We start from the raw sequence: 23,990 nt of genomic DNA on the forward strand, positions 1-23,990 counted from the left end.
CTCATCTCGAGGCGGGTTCGAAAGCAATTGCATTTCGCATGCCTCTCCGATCCTATATTTGCCAAGCACGAGGTGGGCTGGCGCAATCCCCTCGTCTCCTCGCCTGGCTCTCTGTACGGCGCGTTGTTGAAAGACTTGATTCCAGGAGCCGCCGTGACGTCCACTCCCTCCTCCGAGTTTCGTCACTCCCTCATTGCCCTGTCGATCTTGAACTTTTTCCTCGCCGATGCTCGCGATGGCTTGGGGCCCTTTCTCGACGGATTTCTCGCAACGCGCGGGTGGGAGCCATTCACGCTCGGTGTGATCGCGACGATCGGCGGCGTGTTGGGAATGATGACAACGCCTCTGTTCGGTGCGCTTGTCGATGCATCGGCCTACAAGCGTACATTGATCATCCTGCCCGTTATCCTCGTGACGATGATGGCTCTATGGACGCTGGCCACCCCCAATGGCTTTTCGGTCTTCGGGGGACAATCCGCGACGGCCGTCGTCGGCGCGATCATTGGCCCCGCGCTCATGGGCCTGACGCTTGGGCTTGTCGGGGAAGAACGATTTCCCCGTCAGGTGTCCCGAAACGAGTTCTGGAACCACACGGGGAACGTTGCCTCCCTGGCGGCGATTTATGCGGGAACGCTTCTGTTCGGCCTCCAAGGCGTCATCGGGCTCATGCTGTTTGCCGCCTTTGCCACGATTGCCGCGACCCTGGCCATCGATCCGAAGCTGATCGACCATCAGGTCGCGCGCGGGCTGGCGCATCACGAGGGATCGGAGGCACCTTCCGGATTTTCAGTGCTGGCCAGCAGCAAGGGCCTGATCTTGCTCAGCCTGGTGTTGATGATCTTTCATTTTGGGAACGCACCCATCAGCCGCCTGATTGCCCAGGCTTTCTCCATTCAACTCGGCACACCCTTCAGGACCACCGCAATCACGACGGGTGTTTCCCAACTATCGATGATCGGCATGGCGTTGATGGCACCCTGGCTGATTAGACGGTTCGGCTTGGCCACCGTATTCATCGTTGCCTTAGCAGCCTTGCCGGTCCGCGGTGCGATTGCGGGAACTTTCCCATCCTTTGCTTTCGTCTTTCCCGTACAGTTTCTCGACGGCGTGGGGGCCGGCCTGATCGGTATTGCCACGCCCATCGCCGCAGAACGCATTCTCTCTGGTACCGGCCGCTTCAATGTCGGTCTTGCTGCCGTCATGACCGTGCAGGGCATCGGGGCTTCGCTTAGCAACGTCGTTGCCGGTTGGCTCACCGATTTGGGCGGCTATGGTTTAGCCTATTGGGTTCATGGCTGCGTGGCGTTGGTGGCGTTGGCGTTGTTTGTCTTGAGGCGCCATGACATTGCGCCGCGCTTGGCGGAATCCTAAACAAATCCAAGCATCCGCCGCGCGTTACCCGGACGCTGCGGACGGGCCGAGGGATATCGGCTCGAAAGCCAAGCCGACCGAGATCCGGTAGACGAAACCCGGATCGGGCAGAAACGGCATCGTCCTCCAATAGGCTCTGCGCGGGTCTGGCCATGTCTATGCCGCCACCTGGAGGATATCAGCCGGCACGTCGCACGCGGCGTACATGCCACGGTTGCCCTCTACCGCGCCGGCTGACCGTCAGGCTCGAGGCGCCGAAAAACACCTCCGTGATCCTGCTGCTCTAGGAAGGCCCGAACTGAACTCGGTGGAGAGCAGTCGGCAATATCCAAGTGCCAACTGGCTCTCAAACCGTGCCTTCGTCACTCCCTGACGAGATCGCCCAGCATATTGGCGGCCACGGTGAGCTTGGCCAGGGTCAGGCCACCAGCCGCGATTTCTTCCACCGATTTGCGGATGCGTGCAGCTTCCGGATGGGCCTCAAGCCAGGCCTGCGTGGCCGCCTGGCCGGACTGGCCGGTCGCCAGCATGTCGGCGACCAGGCGCCGCTCGGCCGCCGCGATCTGTTCGATCGCCCGGTCGATGGCCAGGCGCTCGAAATAATCGTTGGCGGGCACGGCGCGCGCGGCTGCGACGATGCGGTCGAGCTGGAAATTGGCCTCCGCCGCATAGAAGGTGGCTGCGGTTTCGCCGATGGCCCGGCCGGTGCGGCCCGCCACCAGGACGATGTCGGGCGCCGAGACCAGGGGATCGAGATTGGCCATCCGGCCTGCGAGGTCCTCGGGCACGCCGCCCTCGACCAATTCGCGGGCGCGCTTGACGCGGGCAGCCTGCATTGCTTCGGGCAGGGAGCTGTCGAGCCCGACGGCGATCTCGTAGACACCGGCGCCGAAACGAGCGATTACGGCTTCCAGCCCCGGCGTGAAATCGACGTTGCGCACGAACCACACCACGCGCGAGAGCAGGAGATCCTGCAGGAAGGCGTAGAGGCTGAGCTGGAGCTGCCCGTCGATACGGTTATCCAGGGCATCGATGGCATCGTAGAGATAGCGCAGGCCATAGGATTCATCCACGGCGGCGAAGGCCATGGCGATGGCGGTGACGTCGGCATCGGTCTCGTCGCTCAGACGCACCACGCTGGCGGGACCGCCGCGATTGATGATGCCATTGGCGAGATTGGTGGCGATGATCTCCCGCCGCAGCCGATGGTTTTCGACGGCGTCGGGGAACTTGTTCTGTATCTCGGGCGGGAAATAGACCGTCAGTTCGCGGGCGAGATAGGGGTCATCAGGCACGCTGGTGGCGAGCAGGTCGTCATAGAGCGTCAGCTTGGCATAGGCGAGCAGCACGGCGAGCTCCGGCCGCGTCAGCGCCTGGCCGCGGCGGGTGCGCTCGGCGATGGCGACGTCGTCGGGCAGGAATTCCACCGCGCGGTCGAGCAGGCCGCGCTGTTCGAGCGACTGCATCAGGCGGGTGAGGAAGCCGGTCTCGGTCACGCCCTTGCGTTCGGAGAGCGAAAGCGTGAGCGTCTGCAGATAGTTGTTGCGCAGCACCAGCGTGCCGACCTCGTCGGTCATGGCAGCGAGCAGGATGTTGCGATCGGCCTGCGTCAGGCGCTGGTCGCGCTCGGGCCGGGCCAGGGCGATCTTGATGTTCACCTCGACGTCCGAGGTGTTCACGCCGGCGGAATTGTCGATCGCGTCGGTGTTGAGCTTGATGCCCTTCTGTGCCGCCTCGATGCGGCCGCGCTGGGTGGCGCCAAGATTGGCGCCCTCGCCGATCACCCGAGCCCTGACATCGGCGCCGGTGATGCGGATGGGATCGTTGGCGCGATCGCCGACCTGGTCGTCGGTCTCGCTGGCAGCGCGGATATAGGTGCCGATGCCGCCGAACCAGAGCAGGTCGGCGCGGGCCTTGAGGATCGCCGTCATCACCTCGGTGGGCGTCGCCTCGGCCTTGTCGAGATCCAGCAGAGCGCGCATTTCGGCGGAAAGCGGGATGGCCTTGAGCGAACGCGAGAACACGCCGCCGCCCTTGGAGATCAGCGACTTGTCGTAATCCTGCCAGCTCGAGCGCGGCAGATTGAACATGCGAAGCCGCTCGGCATGGCTGGCGACCGGATCGGGCGAGGGATCGATGAAGATGTCGCGATGGTCGAAGGCGGCGACCACCTTGGTGGCTGGCGACAGCAGCATGCCGTTGCCGAAGACGTCGCCCGACATGTCGCCGACGCCGACGGCCGTGAAGGGCTCCACCTGGATATCGGTGCCGAGCTCGCGGAAATGCCGCTTCACGGCCTCCCAGGCGCCGCGGGCGGTGATGCCCATCTTCTTGTGGTCATAGCCCTGGCTGCCGCCCGAAGCGAAGGCGTCGCCCAGCCAATGGTGCTTCTCGATGGAGATGGCGTTGGCCGTGTCCGAGAAGGTGGCGGTGCCCTTGTCGGCCGCGACCACCAGATAGGGGTCGTCGCCGTCATGGCGCACGGTGTTGTCGGGCGGCACGATATTGTCGCCGTCCAGATTGTCGGTGAGTTCGAGCAGCGAGCGGATGAAGATGCGGTAGGCTTCCGTGCCCTCGGCCAGCCAGGCATCGCGATTGGCCGCCGGCGGCAGGCGCTTGGGCACGAAGCCGCCCTTGGCGCCGACAGGCACGATCACCGCATTCTTGACCTGCTGTGCCTTGACCAGCCCGAGGATCTCGGTGCGGAAATCCTGGGGGCGGTCCGACCAGCGCAGGCCGCCGCGCGCAACCTTGCCGAAACGCAGATGGATGCCCTCCACCCGCGGCGAATAAACGAAGATCTCGTAAAGGGGCCTGGGAGCGGGCAGGCCCTCGACCTTGCGGCATTCGAACTTGAAGCTGATCACCGGCCGGGGCTGGCCGTCAGGGCCGACCTGCCAGAGATTGGTGCGCATGATCGCCTGCACCAGATTGGTGAAGCGACGCAGGATGCGATCCTCGTCGAGCGAGGAGACAGACTGCAGTTGCTCCTCGATTTCGCCGACGATCTCGGTTTCGTGTGCGGCGCGTTCGGCATCGGTGGCCGTCAGCCGCGGGTCGTGGCGAGCGCGGAACAGGGCGACGATGCTGGCGGTGATCCGCGGGTTCTTGCGCGCCGTCTCCCACATATAGTCCTGGCTGAAGGGCGCGCGGATCTGGCGCAGATAGCGCGACAGGGCCCGGATGGCGGAGATCTCGCGCCAGCCCAGCGATGTACGCAGGATCAGGGCGTTGTAGCCGTCGGATTCGGCGTAGTCGCCGACCACCGCCATGATCGAGGCCTCGAGGCGGTGCTGGAAGTCGATGCCGGGAGGGATCGGCTCGCCGTCATTGGTCTCCACCGTCATGTCGTGGAGCCAGACCGGAGCCGGGGCCGGCTTGGCTGATGGCGTGATCTCGTAGGTACGCTCGTCGACCACGCGCAGGCCGTGATTCTCGATCACTGGCACGCGATAGGACAGCGACATTGGCGCGCCCTGCGAGAAGACCTTGAGGCCGCAGCGCGTGGGCGTGTCGTCCTCCTCCAGGCGATAGACCAGGATCGCCACGGGACGGGCGGGCGTCAGTTTCTCGATCACGCCGATATCGGCGATCGCCTGGGCGGTGGAGAATGTCTCGGGATAGCCGCCGGTGAAGGCATTGGCATAGCGGTTGCCGAGCAAGCGGGCGCGCATGCCGTCTGTGGTGCCGGTCAGGGCCGCTTTGAGCTTGTCTCCCCAATTGGTAGCGATGGCATTGATACCGGCTTCCAGCGCCGAGCGTTCGATGAGGGGCGTGTCGCCCTCGTAGCGGCCGATGATGTAGTGCACGCGTGCCAACGGACCTTCAGGGAAGGCGGCATAGGACGCGGAAAGGCGGCCCTTATAGGCGTTGGCCAGATAATTGCCGATGCCGATGCGCACGTCGGTGTCGTATTTCTCGCGCGGAATGAAAACGAGGATGGAGACGAAGCGGTCGAATTTGTCGGCCCTCACCAGCGCGCGCAGGCGCGGGCGCTCATAGAGCAGCAGGATCTCCATGGCGAAATTGTAGAGCGTCTCGGAATCGACCTGAACGAGCTCGTCGCGCGGATATTCCTCGAGGATATGCAGGATTGCCTTGCCCGAGTGGCTTTGCGGGTCGAGCCCGGCGCGCTGCAGCACCTGGGCGACCTTGTGGCGGACATAGGGGATCTGGCGCACGGAGCGCGTATAGGCCGCCGAGGTGAACAGGCCGACGACACGCAATTCGCCCTCGACCCGTCCGTCCGGCGTGTAGAGCTTGACGCCGATATAGTCCATGCGCACGCGGCGGTGGACGCGGCTGTTCACATTCGCCTTGGTGACGATCAGGATCGTCGGCTCGCGCATGAATTCGCGGATTTCCGGCGTCATCACCACCAGTTCGGTGCCGCGGCGCAGGATCTTGACCTCGGGGTCCCTGAGGATGCCGAGGCCTTCGCCCTCGCTGACCTCGTCGGAAGCGTCGCTGTCGGTGGAGAAACGGTATTCGCGCAGGCCCAGGAAGGTGAAGTTGTCGGAGCAGATCCATTGCAGGAGCTGGTTTGCCTCGGCGATCTCGTCGACCGGCAGAGGCGGCGGGTTGGTGCGGAAGGATTCGATCGCCTGCTCCACCCGGTCACGCATGGCGCGCCAGTCTCTCACGCAGGCCCCGACGTCGTTGAACACCAGCGTCAGTCCGTCGATCAGGTTCTGCCGGTCGGCATCCGAATCGATGCGGGCGATATGGATGTGGATGAGACTCTCGCGCACGCCCTTGCTGCCCTCCGGCAGGGCGTCGCCGAAGAACTGCAGGAGCTTGCCCTGGGCATCGCGCTCCAGCGCGATGATGGGATGGGCAACCAATTGTGCCTCGATTCCCCGTTCCGAAAGCTCGGCCATGGTGGAATCGAACAAGAAGGGCATGTTGTCGTTGAGGATCTCGATGACCGAGATTTCGCGGCCGTCGGGCATGTCGGGATTGACGACGCGGATATCGGCTTGGCCGGGCGTGCGGCGCTGCACATGGTCCCAGGCCTGCTCGGCCAGGAAGGCGAGCGAGGCGGCGTCATGCGTGGCGAGATCTTCGAGGGTGGTTCGGCCGAAGAGCACCTCGGCGAAAGTGGGGGGTGTCTTGCCTGGCTGAAGGCTCCTTGCTGCCTTGTGGATCAGGGCCGCCCGGGCTTCATCATCGCGCCACGCCATCTCGTTCATCCCTTCTTGCTACGCCGCTTGCTTGCGGCGCTCTGTGGAATTTCCGAACCCGCCCGTCGACGGGCTCGGAAATTCCACATCAGCCGAACACCGTGCCGGCCTTCCCAGGACGAGAAATCCTCGTCCTGGGAAGGCCGGCTTTGCCCGGTCGATGCGGCCTTGGTGACCATAGCTGAAATTAAGGCCGCTCAAAGTCCAGGCACGACGGAAATTGCCAAATTGCGATGACAATATCGAGAAAGAGAACGGCGCATTGTTAATGAGGTTGCCTTAGGGGCAGATCGGGGCCACAGAGGCAGGCGCGGAGCCTCGATTTAGGTGTTTCCGCACCATCGCGATAACGGCCTCTTGCGAATTGACGGAATCGGTAGGAATCGCAGGACGCTCTAGCCGATCCATTGGATTGGCTTGGAAACAAGGAGCTGGAGCAAACGAGCGTTTCCGTCCAAACGCGCTTTACTCCGGGAAACAGGCAATGAGCGCAACAGGCACGGGTTCTTCGGTCGATCCCAAGGAGATCGAACGTTTCGAGGCGATGGCGGCCGATTGGTGGAATCCGCGCGGTACCATGCGGGCGCTGCACCGATTGAATCCGGTGCGCCTGCGCTATGTGCGGGATCAGATCGCCGGGCATTTCGGCCGTTCCGCCGTCGCCCTGGACGGTCTGGAGGGCCTCAAGCTCGCCGATATCGGCTGCGGTGCCGGCCTGCTCAGCGAGCCGCTGGCCAAGCTCGGGGGCGAGGTCGTCGGCGTCGACATGGCCACGACCAATGTCGAGATGGCCAGGGTCCATGCCGAGCGATCGGGCCTCGCCATCGATTATCGCATCCTGGCGGCGGAGGATCTCGAAGCGGCCGGTGAGCGCTTCGACGTGGTATTGGCGATGGAGATCGTCGAGCATGTCACCGACCCCACCGCCTTCCTGAAGACATGCGCAGGCCTGGTGAAGCCCGGAGGCCTCCTCTTCATCGCCACTCTCAATCGCACCATGAAGGCCTATGCGCTGGCCATCGTCGCAGCGGAGAAGGTGCTGGGCTGGGTGCCGCGTGGCACGCATGACTGGAACAAGTTTGTCACGCCGGCGGAGATCGAGGACGCGGTGACGCCGGAAGGTCTGGCCGAACTCGACCGCTGCGGCGTGATCTACAATCCGCTGCTGGACGAATGGCGGCTCAGCCGCGACACCGACGTCAACTTCATGATGGTGTTTTCGCGAGCGGCGTGACGGGCCTCAGGGCAGGTTGTCCCTGAGATAGATGTCGATGCGGATGCGCTCCTGGCCTTGGTCGATGGGCTGGCCGTCGGTGAGGGCGCGCAGCACGCGCATGGCGCTGCGCGCTTCATGGCCGGGGTCCTGGTTGAGGATGGCGTCGAAAGTGCCGTCGATCAGGGCCTCGCGGCAATGGGTCGTCAGTTCATGGGCGATCACGCAGATGCGAGCGCCGGCATGGCGCTTGTTCAAGGCTGCGATCACACCGCGATTGCCGCCGCCGAGGCTGTAAAGGCCGATGACGTCGGGATGGCGGTCGAGCAGGGCGCCGAGCACCTCCTCGACGATGGCGCCATTGTCGAGGCCTTCGATAACCGGCAGGGTGACGAGATCGGGATATTCGGTGCGCAGCACGCGCTCGAAGCCGAAATGGCGCTCGACATGGTCGCGCAGCAGCATCGAGCCGGCAAGCACGGCGATCCGTCCCGAGCGGCCGCGCAGGAAACGGCCCATCAGGGAGCCGGCGGTGCGCCCGGCTGCGCTGTTGTCGATGCCGACGAAGTGGGAGCGACGCGAGGCCGGCACGTCGGACACCAGCGTCACCACCGGAATGCCGCGCTCGGCCAGGCGGTCGATGGCCTGGCGCACCTGGGCGTTTTCGGTGGCCACCACGGCCACGCCAGAGGTATCGGCGCTGTCGAGCCCGTTGAGGATTTCGGCGAGCTTGCCATCGTCGAAGGGCGGGATCTCGATGATGCGGATGTTGATGCGATCGGCGGCGTTGAGTTCGGACAAGCGCGTGGCCTCGTTTGCCAGGTTGCGCATGAAGGTGTTTACGCCGACGGGAACGAGAAAGACGAAGCGATATTCCTGCTGCTTGGCCAGCATGGCCGCCGCCATGTCGCGGCGATAGTTTAGCCGGGCCATGGCTTGCTCGACCTTCTCGATCGTCGCCGGCCGTACGCCGCCGCGGCGATTGAGCACGCGGTCGATGGTAGCGAGGCTCACGCCTGCCGCACTTGCCAGATCGTGCACCGTTGCCCGCGCCATGGTTCTACCTGTCCCGATCTTTCGGGAACGTACCTCAGAAGAAATGGGGACGCAAACGGTTCAAGGCCGAGATCAATTTTGATATTTTTCTCAATATCCTTTATATTTCAATAGGATATGAAAGTAGCTCCAACACTCAACCGGGAATGGGAATTGAGGGTTGGAGCCTGATTTCCTGATGAGGGGCGCTCATCATCGCCCAGGTTCCAGGGCGTGATTGGCCACAAAAAGCCGGCATTGCTGCCGGCCTTTGGCGTCCGATCGTAGATCGTTCGTGCTTGCCAGTCTTATTGCATCAGGGGTGCAACTTTGGGCCAGACTTCCTGGACGCCGCGATAGATCATGTCGCCGGCGACGTAGAGGATGGCGATCAGGCCGATATAGGCGATCCAGCGATAACGATGGAGCAGGCGGGCGATCAGGCTGGCGGCAATGCCCATCAGCGCGATCGAGACGATCAGGCCGAAGATCAGCACCCACAGATGGTCGCGCGCCGCGCCGGCAACGGCCAGCACGTTGTCGAGCGACATCGAGACGTCGGCGATCACGATCTGCCATGCAGCCTGGGCGAAGCTCTTGCGTGGGGTGCCATTGGTCTCGCCATTGCCGTTCTCACCGTCGAGGGCATGCTGGGCGGCAGCCTCCTCGCTGTGGCTGGTGCGCAGTTCGCGCCACATTTTCCAGCACACCCACAGGAGCAGGATGCCGCCGGCGAGAAGCAGGCCGACGATGGCGAGAAGCTGGGTCGTGATGGCGGCAAAGAACACGCGCAGCACGGTGGCGGCGGCGATGCCGATCAGGATGGCGCGGGTGCGCTGTTCCTTGGGAAGGCCGGCGGCGGCTAGGCCGATGACGATTGCGTTGTCGCCGGCCAGGACCAGGTCGATCAGGATGACCTGGCCGAGGGCAACCATGGAGGAGACCGAAACGGCTTCCGACAGGATGGCAAAAATATCAGGCATGGAGGAGGGCTCTCTCGTTCCGGTGCGGGAGAGCGGTGCCGATTCGAGCCAGGAGGGAAGCCTGGGGCGCTAGGGGGACGCCGACGCGCCGGGACCGCTCTGTTTGCTCCAGTCCGACATCACAGTTCCCAGAACTCAACGCATTGGGAACTGCCAGAGGGGCCCGGCCTGGTGCGGGTGGTGTACTGCAAGTCGAGATGAAAGAAAAGTAACGTTCCGGCATGGCTGCCGGAACGTGATTTCAATCCTCGGAAGCGGCGAGCTGGGTGAGGACCTTGCCGCGTCCGCGCCAACGCATATAGGCGGGAACGACCAAAGCGAGGGCCGCGATGCCGAAGAGGATCACTGCCGGTGCCGAACTGAAGAAACCCTGATGAAGCTGGAGCGCCTTGCGAAGCTGTTCTTCGGCCAGCGGCCCGAGGATCAGCCCCACCACCACGGGCGCGATCGGATAGTCGTAGAGCCTGAGGCCGTAGCCCATCAGGCCGAAGGCGAGCAGCATGGCAAGCTGGGCCGGCGAGGGATTGGACGCCAGCGTGCCGAGCGTGGCGAACAGCAGGATGCCGGCATAGAGCCAGGGGCGCGGGATGGACAGCAGCTTCACCCACAGGCCGACCAGCGGCAGGTTCAGCGCCAGCAGCATGAAATTGGCGACCAGCAGGCTGGCGATCAGACCCCAGACCAGCTCCGGATTGGAAGTGAAGAGCTGGGCTCCCGGCTGCAGGCCGAATTGTTGGAAGCCGGCGAGCATGACGGCGGCGGTCGCCGAGGTCGGCAGGCCGAGCGTCAGCAACGGCACCAGCGTGCCCGCGGCCGAGGCGTTGTTGGCAGCCTCCGGTCCAGCGACACCCTCGATGGCGCCATGGCCGAACTCCTCGGGCTTTTCCGCCAGGCGCTTCTCGGCGGCATAGGAGAGGAAGGTGCCGATCTCCGCGCCGCCCGCCGGCATCGCTCCGATCGGAAAGCCGAACAAGGTGCCGCGCAGCCAGGGCTTCCAGGAACGCCGCCAGTCCTCTTTGCTCATCCAGAGCGAGCCTTTGATCGCCTCGACCGTGCCGGTGCTGAGTTGGTGGGTGGCCGCCACCGCCAGCGCCTCGCCGATGGCGAACAGGGCGACGGCGAGGATGGTGACCTCGACGCCGCCGCGCAGATCGGCAAGGCCCATGGTCAGGCGCCCGTTCTGGCCGCTGACGATATCCTTGCCGATCAGGCCGATGACGAGGCCGATGAACAGCGAGGTCAGGCCCCTGAGCGCCGAATTGCCGAACGCCGCCGACACCGTGACGAAAGCGAGCACCATCAGGGCGAATTTGTCGATGAACTTGAAGGCCAGGGCGAACTTGACCACCCAGGGCGCGATGAAGGCCAAGGCCAGCGTCGCCAGCAGGCCGGCGACGAAGGAGCCGATGGCAGCCGTCGCCAGAGCGGGGCCACCCCGCCCGGCCTTGGCCATCTTGTTGCCTTCGACGGCGGTGACCATCGAGGAGCTCTCGCCCGGCGTGTTGAGCAGGATCGAGGTGGTCGAGCCGCCATACATGCCGCCATAGTAGATGCCGGCGAACATGATGAGCGCGCCGGTGCCCGAAGGGTCGAGCTGGAAGGTCACTGGCAGCAGCAGGGCGATAGTCAGCGCCGGGCCGATGCCGGGCAGCACGCCGATCAGCGTGCCCAGCGTGACGCCGATGAAGGCGCAGATGAGGTTGAACGGTTGCAGGGCGACCGCCAATCCGTCGACCAGATGACCGAATGTCTGCATCGAAGGGTCCTAGCCTGAAGTGTCGTGCGAGCCGGCGAGATCGCCGGGAACCGCAAAGCCACGTCGAAACAACAAGAATTCCGGAACAATGAGAGGTGGAGCTATGGCGCCTACGCGTTGAAACGGGCTTTGCTCCGGGAGGCCGATCCTGGAATCAATTGCTCAGGAGCGCGGAGACGGCGTGTTCCAGCGGTCCCTGCGGCAGTGACAATTGCAGGAGTTGCGAGAAAGCCAGCCAGGTCAGGAAGGACAGCACCACGCCGACCAGGCAGGCCAGCCAGAGCGGCTTGCCGAAGCCGCGGGCGGCCAGCCCGAACAACAGACCGCTGGCCAGCGAGAAGCCGGCACTGACCGCGATCAGCAGGATCTGCGCCAGCAGGCCGGCAATCACCCAGGCGACCGCCGTGAAATCCTGGCTTTCTTCCGGCGCCGGCGTCTTGCCGCGCAGGGCCGATACCAGCGTGGCGACGGCGAGGACGAGCAATCCCGCCGCGACGGCGTAGGGGAAGGCAGCCGGCCCGAGCGGGTCGCTGGCGACCTTGGTGTTGAGCATGGCCGCGTCCGTGCCGATGACGACGGCTGATATCACCAGGCTGGCTGCGATCACCAGCCCGGCGACGGTGGAGCCGGGCGGACGCCCGCGCTCCGTCTTGCCCCCGGCGCTGCTCATTTGACCAGGCCGATGTCTTTGAGCACCGTGCCGGTGGCGGCGATGTCGCTCTTCAGCGCGGCGTCGAAGGCATCACCGGACAGATAGGTGTCGGTCCAGCCGCGGGTCTTGAGCGTGTCCTGCCAGGTCTTCGACTTCACCATCTTCTCGATATCGGCCGTGATGGCGGCCTTCTGCTCGGGCGTGATGCCGGGGGCGGCCGCGACCATGCGCCAATTCTCCAGGGCAACGTCGACGCCGGCTTCCTTGAAGGTGGGGGCATCGACGCCGTCGATGCGCTTGGTGCCGGAGACGGCGAGGAGGCGCAGCGCACCGCCCTTGATCTGGCTTTCGAACTCGCCATATCCTGAAATGCCGGCCGTCACCTGCTCGCTGAGCACGGCCGCGACGGCTTCGCCGCCGCCGGCGAAGGCGACATAATTGATCTTGGAGGGATCGACGCCCACGGCCTTGGCGAACAGGCCCGCAGTGATGTGGTCGGTGCCGCCGGCCGAGCCGCCGGCCCAGGATACCGCGCCGGGATCCTTCTTCAGGGCCTCGACCAGGTCACCCAGCGTCTTGATCGGCGAGGAGGCCGGCACGACGATGGCTTCGCTCTCGCCGGTGAGGCGGGCGATCGGCGTGACGTCGGCGAGGCTGACGGCGGAATTGTTGGTCAGGATGGCGCCGACCATGACGTAGCCGCCGACGATCAGTGCGGAGGGGCTGCCCTTGGACTGGTTGACGAACTGGGACAGGCCGATGGTGCCGCCGGCGCCGGCGACATTGTTGACCTGCACGTTGCGGGCGATCTTTTCGGTGCGCAGCGCTATCTGCATGGTGCGGGCGGTCTGGTCCCAGCCGCCGCCCGGCGCTGCCGGAGCCATGATCTCATAGCCCGCCGTCTGGGCAAGAGCTGTGAGGCTGGAAAAAGCCAGGGCGCCCGCGGTGGCGCAGGCAAGCAAGAGTTTCTTCATCATTTCCTCCTTGAGCAAGCGCGTTCATGGCTGAACGCTTGTTTGCTCCAACGCTTTTTTCCGACGCGTCTTTGCGATTTGAAGCACGGCGGCAAATCGCAGAACGCTTTGGCGGGCCAGCCGCCTTGTCATGATCGTGTCGGTAGGAAAGGAGGAATGGATATATGCCCACGGGCCGCTCGATGAGCAGCCGTCCCCCCTGGTCCCACGTCTCGCTCCGGGCCTTGCAAGGTCCGGTTGCAGAGACGATAGCAACTATTCCTGTCAGCGACCTGTCAGCGCGAGCCGTCGGTGACGAGTTGGCGCCAGGTCGCCAGGAAACGGGCCTTGCGCTCCTGATCGAGCGCCACCAGCAGGGCCGGGCCGAGCGTGATCGGCTGCAGCACGCCGCGCGAGGCGGCGCTGATGCGTTCCGCCGTCCAGCCGCCCGGCGTGCCGGGCACGATCGAGCCGAGGGCGGCCTGGCCGGCCACCACCGCCTGGCCTCGGGGGGAGAGGACATAGTCGATGAAGGCACGGCCGAGATCGGGCTGGTTGGCCCAGCGCGGCACCAGCATCACCCGGGTGAGGATGAGGGCGTAATCGTCGGGAATGATGATGCCGATGCGCTTGTCGAAGCGCTGGCGTGCGTAGGCGTAGGAGCCCAGCACATTGTAGCCCAGCGCCAGGGAACCCGAGGCGATACCCTCGAGGATGGCCGGGCTGGAGCCGGAGAGCTTGACATCGGCCCGGCCGAGCGCGCGGGTCAGGCGCCAGAAATTCGAGGAGATCTGGGCATCCTGCGCCGCCAGCAGATGGCCGACCCCGCTCTGGCCGATGTCGTAGGTCGCGACCTTGCCGCGGAAGCGCTCTGTCTCCTTCTCCAGGAGCTCGGTGAGAGCCAGATGGGAGTGCGGAGCCTGGCCGTCGGGCACCTGGGTGCGGTTGTAGACGATGACGATTGGCTCGAAGGTGAAGCCGAAGATTTCGGAACGCCAACTGGCCCAGGCCGGTAGGGCCGGCAGCAAGGGCGAGGCATGGGCAAGGGCGTGGCCGTCATTGGCGAGCTTGACCTGCAAATCGGCCGCCGAGGAAACCAATAGATCGACATCGATATCCAGCCGGCTCTCCAGGGTGCGCTGATAGAGCGGCAGCGTGTCGGTCTCCTCATAGCGCACGCTGACGTCGGGGCGCAGTTCCTGGAAGTCGTGGATCAGCAATTCGAACTGCGGCGTGTCGGTGGTGCCGAGGATCGAGAGTGTTGGCCCGCCGGGCACCGGCGCCGGATAGAGCTTGGCCGCGGCCTGGGCCGTGTCGTTCCAGCCGCTGCCGATGGCGATGCCGAGGGCCAGAGCGAGCGCCGCCATGCCGCGTCTGAGGACGGCGCGCCCTCTCGCCTGTACCGGCACCAGCGGCAATTCGAGACGGACCTCCAGCCCGCCGCCGGGCCGGTCGTGCAATGACAGGCTGCCGCCATGGGCCTGCACCACGGTGCGGGCGATCGGCAGACCGAGCCCCGAGCCCACGGTGCCGGCACCGCTCTTCCCTCGCTGAAAGCGCTGGAGCACGATGTCCTTCTCGGTATCGGGAATGCCCGGGCCGTGGTCGCGGACCATGATGAGCAAGCGTTCGCCCGGCGCCGTATCAGCCACGATCTCCACCACGCTATCAGGGGCATAGAGCAGGGCATTGCCGGCGAGGTTGCGCAGCATTTCCTGCAAGGCGAGGCGGTCGCCCATGAGACGGGCACCGGCCAGGGCGGGCGCGACGGTCAAGGTGAGCCGCCCGGTCTCGTCCGGATCGAAGCGGCGTGCGACGTCCTCGACGATGTCGGCGATGGGGATGAGGGCGGATTCGCGGCTTTCGAGCCGGTGGGTCAGCGTCGCCTCCATCAGGAGTTGGCTGACGAGCTCGCTGGCATGCACGGCGTTGCGATGGATCTTGGACACACGCTCGTGCAGGGCCTGGTAGTCGCTTTCGTCCAGCGCCACTTCGGCCTGGGCGCGCAGGGAGGCGAGGGGGGTGCGCACCTGATGGGCGGCGTCGGCGACCACGCCCGACAGCGCGTTCATCACGCTGGCGAGGCGGCGCATGAAATCGTTGAGGGCGGCGACGAGTTGGCTGACTTCTATCGGTACCGGCACGGTGAGAGGGGAAAGATCCTGCGGCGCGCGATCGCGCAGCGCCGCCTCCACCGTGGTGAGCGGGGCGAAGGCCCGCTGCACGCCGAACCAGACCAGGGCCAAGGCGAGCACGAGGATGCCGATCAGCGGCAGCGCCGCCCGCGAGACGATTTCCGAGGCGAGAGCGGTACGTGCCCCGCGGGTTTCGGCGACCCGGATGGTCACCCAGCCGGCGGCGCTGCTGGCCGAGATCAGGCGGCCGATGCTGGCGACGCGCACGGGTTCGCCGTGATAGCGCGAATCGGCGAAGGCGGTTTCAGCCGAGCGCACGGCCGGCAATTCCTCGGCGAGATCGCCATAGCCGGTGACCAGGGCACCATCGGGAGCCTCGACCTGGTAATAGATGCGGTCGCCCCCCGAGCCGAGCATGGCGAGGGCCGCATAAGGCAGTTCGACGGTGACACGGCCTTCCTCGACCAGCACGGCGCCGGCGATGGTGAGCGCGGAGGCGGTGAGGAGGCGGTCATAGGCCTGGTCGGCGGCACGGCGGGCATACGAATGGATGAAGACGATGAAGGCGAGCGCGGCGATGGCGAGCACCAGCAGGGCCGCGGCCAGCACGCGGCGGCGGATCGAGGCGGTTGCGCGCGCGGTGGTCGCCAGGGAGACGGGTGCGGATGCGACGGTCACGGGCGTGACGGGATCAGGGACCGTCATGCCGCCGCGCCATATAACCCGCGCCGCGCATCGTCACGATCTCGATGCCGGCACCCTGCAGCTTGCGGCGTAGCCGCGAGACCAGCAGTTCCAGGGCGTTGACCGTGACCTCGTCGTCCAGGCTGAACACCTGGTCCATCAGCCGTTCCTTCGGCGCCACCTGGCCGAGCTTGGCGACGAGAATTTCGAGCAGGCGGAATTCGCGTCGCCCGCAATCGATGGGCTTGCCCTGGATCGCGACCGTGCGCGCCGCGAGGTCGATCGTCAGGGCCTCGACCTCGATGGTGCTCGCGCGCATGCCGCCCGGCCGCCGCATCACCGCACGGAGCCTCGCCTCGAATTCGCGCAGATCGAAGGGTTTGACCAGATAGTCGTCGGCGCCGAGGTCGAGCAGGCTGATCTTGTCGTCGACCTCCGAGCGGGCGGTGACCACCAGCACCGGGGTGCCGTGGCCGGCCCGGCGCAGATCGGACAGGATGGCGAAGCCATCGCGGCCCGGCAGCATCACGTCGAGCACCACCGCGTCGAAGGTTTCCTCGCGCAGGCGCTCGGAGGCGAGCGTGCCGTCGCGCAGCCATTCCACGGCATGGCCGGAGCTACGCAGCCTCGCCACCATGGCATCGCCCAGATCCTCGGCGTCCTCGACCAGCAGGATGCGCAATCGACCTCCCTTTTCGTTGGGGAGACTGTAGGGCCGAGCGGGCGGATAGGGAAGGCGGGATTGGGCGGCGGACCCAAGGAACGCCGGACCCACGATGATTGAGGCGCTACCTGCCTTCCCCACTGTGTGGAGAAGGCTTGCCGTGCTTGATTGGGAGCGGTCCGGTGCTGCGATCCGCGTCTAGTTCCGATCGTCCGGCAGCATGGGCAGAGGCAGGATGTCGATGCCATCCTCGAGCAGGCTGCGGACATCTTCGCCGGTCGCCTCGCCATGGATGGTGCGATGCTCGCTCTCGCCGTCATGCATCTTGCGCGCTTCGGCGGCGAACTTGTCGCCGACATAGTCGGATTTCGCCGTCAGCATGGCATGCAATTCGCGCACCTTGGCACGCAAAGCCTGTTCCTCCGGAGAGGTCAGAGCCACCGGCTGTGGCAAGGCCGGCAGGTTTTCGCGAATTTTGGTGTCGGGGTTCCCGCTTTCGCGGTCCTTGCGGGCCACCTGCGGTGCCATAATGGCCTTGCCGACCTTGGTGGAGGCGCAATGGGCACAGCTCAGCAGTCCGTGCTCGGCCTGGTCGTCATAGGCGGCACTGTCGCGAAACCAGCTTTCGAACTCGTGACCCTGGTCGCAGACGAGCGAAAAACGAATCACTCTGCAGCCCTCAGCGCCGGTTCCGTCTTCACCGTGAAGGAGCGCGCATTCTTGAGATTGGGGATCTTGCCGCGCGTCGCCGCCACGGCGTGCACGTCGATCTCGCCATAAACAAGCCCGAGCGTGTCGCCGGCATCGGCGACCACGCGTCCCCAGGGATCGATGATGACGGAATGGCCATAGGTGTCGCGGCCGTCGTCATGATGGCCGACCTGGGCGGCGGAGATCATCCACGCGCCGTTTTCGATGGCGCGGGCGCGCTGCAGCACATGCCAATGGGCTTCGCCCGTCTGCTTGGTGAAGCAGGCCGGTGCGCTGATCACGTCGGCGCTGGCATCGCCATAGGCGCGGAAGAGCTGGGGAAAGCGGACGTCGTAGCAGATGCCCAGGCCCAGCCGCGCGAAGGGTAGGTCGACCGTAACCGCATGATCGCCACCGACATAGGCATTGGATTCACGCCAGGATTCGCCGCCGGCAAGATCGACGTCGAACAGATGGATCTTGTCGTAGGAGGCGAGCACTTCGCCCTTGGGATCGATGACGAAGGCGCGGTTGGCAGCCTTGTCGCCGACACGCACGGCCATGGAGCCGATATGGAGATGCAGGCCGTTATCGCGTGCGATCGCACGAAAGGCGTCGAGCTCGGGATTGCTCTGCTCGTCGCCGATGGCGGCCATCATGGCCGCCCGGTCGCGGTTGACCACGGTGGTCATCTCGGGTGTCTGCAGATATTCGGCTCCGGCGGCCTTGGCCTCGCGGGCGGCGACGGCGACGGTTGCGACATTGTCCGATGGCACCAAGCCCGAGCGCATCTGCAGAACGGCGGCTTTGAAACGCATGGATCCGTCTCCCCATAGTGTTTTGCGATTTGGCGGAATCACCAAGAATCGCAAAGATGCGTCGAAACAAAGAGTTAGAGCATACAAGCGTTCAGTCGTGAACGCGCTTTGCTCTGGTGCTCTCAGGCGGCGATAAGTTTGTCGAGGCCACCGGCTGCTTCGAGATCATGAAGATCGTCGCTGCCGCCGACATGGGTCTCCCCGATGAAGATCTGGGGCACGGTACGGCGCCCATTGGCGCGCAGGCTCATGGCTTCCTGCAGTTCAGGCTTGCCGTCAACGTCGATCTCCTCGAAGGGAATGCCCCTGCGGGTGAGCAGGGCCTTGGCCGCCTTGCAATAGGGACACCAGGATTTCGAATACACGACGACGGGCGGCATTGCCTTCATTCCATCCACAAACAACCTCGCCCACAGATGGGAAGGCACGGAGCCAAAATCAATCGGCATTATAAGCAGTTGCGGCAGGCCGACAAGCAGGGGCGCGGCGGCCTGCATGGCTGTGTTCCTGCTTATTGCTTCTGGAACACCATCCAGGCCCGGTCGAAGGCGCGTATGCGCATGTCGTTTTCGCGCATGAGGATGTAGAGTGTGCCTGAGGGCAGCAGGCCGAGGGCATCGTCCCGGCCGATCTGCAGCAGTAGGCGCCAGCGATCCGCCGCGCGCAGCAGCCTGCGAGCCTCGGCGCTGGCAAAGGCTTCGCCCGTGCCGCAGAAAATACCGTGCGAGGCCAGTTGGGCCTGGGCCTGCATGCCGTTCTGCAGGGGGCGCGGCCAGCCGCCGAGCTGGTGATTGGCGCCCTCCCTGCTATCCGGCATGCCATAGCGGCCGAGCCAGGTCTCGTAGCGGATCTCCTCGCTGTCCTCGTCCCAGAAAGTCGAAGCCTCCTCGCCATGTGGGAAGGCGTCGAAACCCTTGTCGCTCGGCGGGATGGCGGTGACGACCGGGCGCGCCGCCACGGCGGCCGGCTTGAAGCGGCTGCTCCATCGCTCCTGCGCCAGAGCCGCCAGGGCGGCGGATTCGGCCTTGCGCTCCAGACGCTCGAGCGGTGTCTTGTCCCAGATCAGGCGCAGCCCGGCCGCGGCATGGGGGTCATAGGATTTCGGCTTCGCCCAATAGTCGCAGAACAGCAGCAGGCGACCATGATGTGGCAGTGCCGCGGGAAAACCGGGGGTCAGCGACAGGGAAGCCAGATCGAGCTGGGCGATGAAAGCCAGGGGAAAGGCCGATGTGACCGCCGCTGCAAGATCGCTCTGCTCGCGACTGGCCTCGCGGGCGTGCTCGGCCGTCAGCGACGAGCCCGGCCGCGTGGCCTCGCTGGCCAGACGATCGGCCTCGGTGAGATGGATCTGGGCACGTTCGACAGCATCGCCATAGGGCGGGCGTTCTGGCCAGGCCATGCCGTCAGGCAGGTCGGGCAGACCGCCGATCTTGCTGGCGCCGAGCGGAATCTGGCTTTCGTCGCAAGGCGTGGTCTCCAGCACCAGCGCCGGCCGGGCCTGTTCGGCGAGCCGGGCGATACTCGCTGGAGCGAGGCCGGCTTCGAGCAGGGAACTCTGCAGGGTCTCGCGGCTGTCGGGCCAGGCGAGAGGGGGCGATTGCGGTATCGGATTCAAGACAGGTAGTCCCGTTCGGTTACTCGATCGGCGTCGCCACCCGGGCGAACACCAGCATGTCGACAGTGGCAGCGCCGGCCCGCAGCAAGGTGCGCGCCGCCGCCTCGCCCGTGGCGCCCGAGGTGAGCACATCGTCGATCAGCACGATGCGCTTGCCCTTTATCGCCGGCCGGGCGCCCGGCGAGACCGTGAAGGCACCCTGCACGTTGCGGGCCCGTTCCTTGCGGCTGAGGCCGACCTGATGGGCCGTGCGCCTGGAACGGCCGAGCAGCAGGGGCTCATAGGCCACGCTGCTGCGGGTGCTGATCTCGCGCGCCAGCAAGGCGGCCTGGTTGAAGCGCCGGCGCCACAGGCGCAGGCGATGCAGCGGTATCGGCACCAGCATGTCGGCGCCGGCGAGCACATCCTGCCCGGCCTGGACCATCAGCCGGCCCATGAAAGGCGCGATCTCGACGCGGTCGCCATATTTGAGCCGGTGCACCAGCTCGATGGCGGCGCCATCATAGCGGGCCGCGGCCCTGGCCCGGCCATAGGCGGGCGGGTCGGCGATCGCCTGAGCCGAAACCATGCCCTCGCCGTGATCATAGACGAAGGGAATGCCGAGTCTCTCGCAATAAGGGCGTTCGATCAGGGACAATTGCTGCCAGCAGGCCACGCACAGATTGGCGTGGCTGGCGGTGGTCTCCCGGCAGCTCAGGCAGCGCGGCGGCAGGATGATGTCCGCCAGCCGGCCTCCCGCCCGCAGGAGCAGGCGCGACAGGGAAGAGGAGGCGGTGGCGGAAGCGGACATGCCGGCAAAGTGACAAAGATTGCCGAGCCTGTCATCAGGACATTACGGTTGAAGTCCAGCTGATATTATGGAAGTCGTGGCGGTATTATGAGAACGCCGAGCAACCAGATTTGCCGAGCGGGCTCGACATCGCCATTATACCCGCCATATTTATGCCCCAGATCGGAATAGTTGCGTCAATGTCCGTCCCGCTCCGTAACGCTATTTCCCGCCTTGACCTGTTTGCCGGCGCCAGCCCGGAGGACATCGACGCGGTCGCAAATCTCGCCGTCGAACAGCGTTTTCGCGACGGCGAATCGATCTTCTCGCGGGGGGCGCCGGGCGAGGGCATGCTGATCGTGCTGCAGGGCACCATCCGGCTTTCCATCGTTTCGGTCGAGGGACGCGAGCTGATCCTGCGTGAAGCGGCGCCCGGCGACGTGATCGGCGAGATCGCGGTGCTGGACAGCGGCCGGCGCACGGCTGACGCCACCGCGGTCGGACCGGTGGTGGCAGGCTTCATCGCGCAGGCTTCTTTCGTGCGGCTGCTGGCCACGCGTCCGGCGCTGCAGATGCCGATTTTGCAGGTGTTGTGCGCCCGGCTGCGCGACACCACCGATCAGCTCGAATCGATCGCACTCTATCCGCTCGAGGCCCGCCTGGCGCGCTTCCTGCTCTGGCATGTCAAGCGGTATGGGCGCACCCGCGCCGATGGTGCCCGCAGTGCGCCGCTGACGATCTCGCAAAGTGCCATCGCCAGCTTCGTCGGCGCCAGCCGTCCCAAGGTCAACCGGCTGCTCGCAGCTTTCGAGGAGCGCGGTGCGATCGAGCGGCGCGGTGCCATCGTGCATTGCCACGTTGTCGCGCTCACCCAACTGGCTCAGGCCGAGACGGCGCCCGGGGAGGCGCATGGCGGCGCCGGCCTGGATGGTGCGCGTGGCTGATCCGGCCTTCAAGCCTGCGATTGCCACAGGCCTGGCGGCCTTCATCCTCGGTCTCTGCTTTCTTGTCTACAATCCCGGCGGGGCCGCCAACTCCCTGCGCGAAGAAGCCTTCGACTTCATCGAGAGCGTGATCCCGCCCAAGCGGGTGGCAGATGGCGTCGTGGTTGTTGACATCGACAGGCCCAGCCTCGCCGCCAAAGGAGCCTGGCCCTGGCGGCGAGGAGGGGGGCTGACGGATCTGGTCACCAAATTGCAGGACGCCCAAGCGCAGGTCATCGGCGTCGATATCCTGCTGGATGGCCCGGACCGGCGTTCGCCGGGGCCGATGCTGAGGGTCTACGCCAAATCGACCGGCCGGACGGAACTGGCGACGGTGGCCGACAGCCTGCCCGATGAGAACAAGCAACTCGCCGAAGCGATCGCCCGTTCAGATGTCGTTCTTGGCCTGCTGCCTGACGAGGCCGGCAAGGATGCCCTGCCTTTTCCGCCTCCGATCATTCCGGCGCCGCAGCAGGACCTGTCGCAGAAGGCCGCCGGCGTCGTTGCGCCATCCACCGCGCTCGTGGATGGAGCCGTCGCAATCGGCGCCTTGTCCCTCGCGCCTGTGACCGGCACGAAAGTGCGCCATGTGCCGGTATTCGTGCGAGGTGGTAGCGAGATCTATGCGGGTTTTGCCATGGAGGTCTTCCGGAGCGCGCAGCACGCATCCGCCTTCCTGCTCGATCCCGACGGCACTTCCGCATCGGTGGGAGACACGCACATTCCGTTGCGTGAGGGGGCTGCCGTGCGGCTTCATCTCACCGCTCCCTCGAATTGGCGCGCGCGGACCGTTTCGGCTGCCGATGTGCTTGATGACAAGGTGCCGGCCGAACGCTTTGCCGGGCGCGTCGTGCTGATCGGTGCCAGCGCTCCGGAGGCGGGCGCACTTCTTCCCACTGCGGTGGGTCCATTGACACCGACCGTGCAGGTCCAGGCCGAGGCGATCGAGGGCCTGCGGTCGGGCGATATCCCGCAGCGCATCCACAATCCGCGGCTGATCGAGCCGCTCGCCGCCTCCGCCATCGGCCTCGTGGCCCTGGCGGCTGCGTTGTGGCTCGGCCCCTTGGCCGCAAGCTCGGTGCTGGCGGTGCTGATGCTGAGCTGGATCGGCTTCGGTGCCGGCCTGTTTGCCAGCACGCGCCTGTTGATCGATCCGGCCGGCCCGCTGATCCCGGCGATCGCCGCCGCCAATTCGGCCCTGGTGGTGATGTTCGCCCATACCCGTAAGCTGCGCGGGGCGATCGAGCGCAAGTTCGGGCGCTACCTCTCGCCCGAGATCGTTCGCCGGCTTACCGCGGCCCCGGAAGAGTTGAAGATCGAGGGTGAACTGCGCGAGGTCACGGCCCTGTTTTCGGACATTGAAGGCTTCACCACCATGTCCGAGAACGCCGAGCCGCGTACGTTGGTGGGCGCCCTCGATGCCTATTTTGATGGGGTCTGTGCCATCGTCATCCGCCATGGCGGCATGGTCGACAAGATCGTCGGCGATGCCGTGCACGGGCTGTTCAACGCGCCGCTCAATGTGGAAGGGCATGCCAGGGCGGCGCTCGACTGCGCCATCGAGATCGGCCGCTTCACCACCGAATTCCGCCAGCGCGAGGATGCCAAGCGCCTCGGCTTCGGGCGCACCCGTATCGGGCTCGATACCGGGCCGGTGATCGTGGGCGATGTCGGTGGTCTCGGCCATCTCGATTACACCGCCCATGGCGATGCGGTGAACTCGGCGGCGCGGCTGGAAGCCCTCAACAAGCAGTTCGGCACCACGGTCTGCCTCGGCGCACGTGCGGCGGCGGCCATCGGCGAGCCGGAGCGGCTGCGGCCTCTCGGCAATGTCGTGCTACGCGGCCGCGCGGCGCAGACGGCGATCTTCAGCCCTTGGCCCGATGACGCGACATCCGAGCGACGTCAAGCCTATATGGCTGCCTATGACCGGATGGCCTCCGAACCGGCAGAGGCCAGAGGTTTGTTCCAGGCGCTTGCATCGACCTGGCCCGAGGATCCGGCGGTGGCCTATTGGGTCAGGACGCTCGCCTGAGATCGGGTGAATGCCGCCTCGGTACAGCGTCGCGCGGAGTAATAAAATACCCCTCAGTGCGTTTGCCGAGATGAGCGTCAGATACTTGCGGCATTATCGGCTTTTTGATTAGTTTGAATTAAAAAACAAAGTAAATGATACGTTTTAACTTTAGTTTATGTTGCATATTGCTCGCATATTATTTTTAATCTGTTTCAATTTATGTATAGGTAATTTAAATATTAAAACTTTATAGAGGCCCTCCATCTGTGTAAGTATATATCTATACATTGTAGAGATTAATTTTATATAGTCGTGACTTGAGCGTGAAATGTGAAGTAAAAACCTAAAAATACGACATTCGCCGTATAGAATGGAAAAGATTGTTGGGTTAGTTTTTGTCCGCGGGGACCAAAAATCCGCGCCTAAGCCGATTCGGCCTTACCGGGGGGTAAGATGTGCCGGGTCTGGT

17 protein-coding genes are annotated in these 23,990 nt (G+C 65.1%); 4 read left to right on the plus strand and 13 right to left on the minus strand.

All coding sequences use genetic code 11. The features are described from left to right. The first annotated feature begins 153 nt into the window (after positions 1–153). Positions 154–1,371 carry an MFS transporter gene (locus ACR9ZN_RS25885; protein ID WP_481273529.1) on the plus strand — a complete coding sequence of 406 codons (1,218 nt, stop codon included), beginning with the start codon at positions 154–156 and terminating at the stop codon, positions 1,369–1,371. 362 nt (positions 1,372–1,733) lie between these two features. Here ACR9ZN_RS25885 and ACR9ZN_RS25890 read toward each other — a convergent pair whose 3' ends face one another. After that, entirely contained in the window at positions 1,734–6,554 is a 4,821-nt protein-coding gene (locus ACR9ZN_RS25890; protein ID WP_454812048.1) for an NAD-glutamate dehydrogenase, read from the minus strand. A 484-nt stretch (positions 6,555–7,038) separates the two neighbouring features. On the opposite strand from ACR9ZN_RS25890, the gene ubiG reads away from it, so the two are divergent. Continuing rightward, complete coding sequence (ubiG, locus tag ACR9ZN_RS25895) at positions 7,039–7,788, plus strand: bifunctional 2-polyprenyl-6-hydroxyphenol methylase/3-demethylubiquinol 3-O-methyltransferase UbiG (protein ID WP_481273530.1); 750 nt, start codon at positions 7,039–7,041, stop codon at positions 7,786–7,788. Positions 7,789–7,794: 6 nt separating this feature from the next. Here the strand turns inward: ubiG and ACR9ZN_RS25900 are convergent, their stop codons facing one another. The 12 genes from ACR9ZN_RS25900 to ACR9ZN_RS25955 all read right to left on the minus strand — a co-directional run bounded on the left by ACR9ZN_RS25900 (position 7,795) and on the right by ACR9ZN_RS25955 (position 20,542). Continuing rightward, positions 7,795–8,823, minus strand: a complete 1,029-nt coding sequence (locus ACR9ZN_RS25900; protein WP_441772922.1) for a LacI family DNA-binding transcriptional regulator — start codon at positions 8,821–8,823, stop codon at positions 7,795–7,797. Positions 8,824–9,110: 287 nt separating this feature from the next. Then, positions 9,111–9,785: a TerC family protein gene (locus tag ACR9ZN_RS25905; RefSeq protein ID WP_434959286.1), complete on the minus strand. Its 675-nt coding sequence runs from the start codon at positions 9,783–9,785 to the stop codon at positions 9,111–9,113. A 241-nt stretch (positions 9,786–10,026) separates the two neighbouring features. Next, positions 10,027–11,541, minus strand: coding sequence for a tripartite tricarboxylate transporter permease (locus tag ACR9ZN_RS25910; RefSeq protein ID WP_434959287.1), 1,515 nt, complete (start codon positions 11,539–11,541; stop codon positions 10,027–10,029). Between the two features lie 154 nt (positions 11,542–11,695). Beyond that, a complete protein-coding gene (locus ACR9ZN_RS25915; RefSeq protein WP_481273531.1) occupies positions 11,696–12,211 on the minus strand; it encodes a tripartite tricarboxylate transporter TctB family protein in 516 nt (171 codons plus the stop codon). After that, the gene (locus ACR9ZN_RS25920) at positions 12,208–13,167 is read right to left on the minus strand and encodes a Bug family tripartite tricarboxylate transporter substrate binding protein (RefSeq protein WP_441772919.1); all 960 of its coding nucleotides are present in this window, start codon (positions 13,165–13,167) and stop codon (positions 12,208–12,210) included. Before ACR9ZN_RS25920 ends, ACR9ZN_RS25915 begins: the two co-directional genes overlap by 4 nt. A 275-nt stretch (positions 13,168–13,442) precedes the next feature. Continuing rightward, entirely contained in the window at positions 13,443–15,986 is a 2,544-nt protein-coding gene (locus ACR9ZN_RS25925) for a sensor histidine kinase (RefSeq protein WP_481273532.1), read from the minus strand. After that, positions 15,973–16,647 carry a response regulator transcription factor gene (locus ACR9ZN_RS25930; protein ID WP_481273533.1) on the minus strand — a complete coding sequence of 225 codons (675 nt, stop codon included), beginning with the start codon at positions 16,645–16,647 and terminating at the stop codon, positions 15,973–15,975. Before ACR9ZN_RS25930 ends, ACR9ZN_RS25925 begins: the two co-directional genes overlap by 14 nt. A gap of 180 nt (positions 16,648–16,827) precedes the next feature. Continuing rightward, a complete protein-coding gene (locus ACR9ZN_RS25935) occupies positions 16,828–17,298 on the minus strand; it encodes a DUF1178 family protein (protein ID WP_434959291.1) in 471 nt (156 codons plus the stop codon). Continuing rightward, positions 17,295–18,137: a carbon-nitrogen hydrolase family protein gene (locus ACR9ZN_RS25940; protein WP_481273534.1), complete on the minus strand. Its 843-nt coding sequence runs from the start codon at positions 18,135–18,137 to the stop codon at positions 17,295–17,297. The genes ACR9ZN_RS25935 and ACR9ZN_RS25940 overlap by 4 nt, the downstream gene beginning before the upstream one ends. A 122-nt stretch (positions 18,138–18,259) precedes the next feature. Continuing rightward, the gene (gene grxC / locus ACR9ZN_RS25945; RefSeq protein WP_434959292.1) at positions 18,260–18,517 is read right to left on the minus strand and encodes a glutaredoxin 3; all 258 of its coding nucleotides are present in this window, start codon (positions 18,515–18,517) and stop codon (positions 18,260–18,262) included. 131 nt (positions 18,518–18,648) lie between these two features. Further along, a complete protein-coding gene (locus ACR9ZN_RS25950) occupies positions 18,649–19,752 on the minus strand; it encodes a DUF1963 domain-containing protein (protein ID WP_481273535.1) in 1,104 nt (367 codons plus the stop codon). A 19-nt stretch (positions 19,753–19,771) separates the two neighbouring features. Further along, positions 19,772–20,542 carry a ComF family protein gene (locus tag ACR9ZN_RS25955; protein WP_434959294.1) on the minus strand — a complete coding sequence of 257 codons (771 nt, stop codon included), beginning with the start codon at positions 20,540–20,542 and terminating at the stop codon, positions 19,772–19,774. A 179-nt stretch (positions 20,543–20,721) separates the two neighbouring features. Between ACR9ZN_RS25955 and ACR9ZN_RS25960 the strand changes: the two genes are divergently transcribed. Together ACR9ZN_RS25960 and ACR9ZN_RS25965 are read left to right on the plus strand one after the other, a co-directional pair. Continuing rightward, positions 20,722–21,465, plus strand: a complete 744-nt coding sequence (locus ACR9ZN_RS25960) for a Crp/Fnr family transcriptional regulator (protein ID WP_454812056.1) — start codon at positions 20,722–20,724, stop codon at positions 21,463–21,465. After that, positions 21,431–23,539: a CHASE2 domain-containing protein gene (locus ACR9ZN_RS25965; RefSeq protein ID WP_481273536.1), complete on the plus strand. Its 2,109-nt coding sequence runs from the start codon at positions 21,431–21,433 to the stop codon at positions 23,537–23,539. Before ACR9ZN_RS25960 ends, ACR9ZN_RS25965 begins: the two co-directional genes overlap by 35 nt. Positions 23,540–23,990: the final 451 nt, after the last annotated feature.

The organism is Labrys sp. HAY1-8F, from assembly GCF_056754975.1.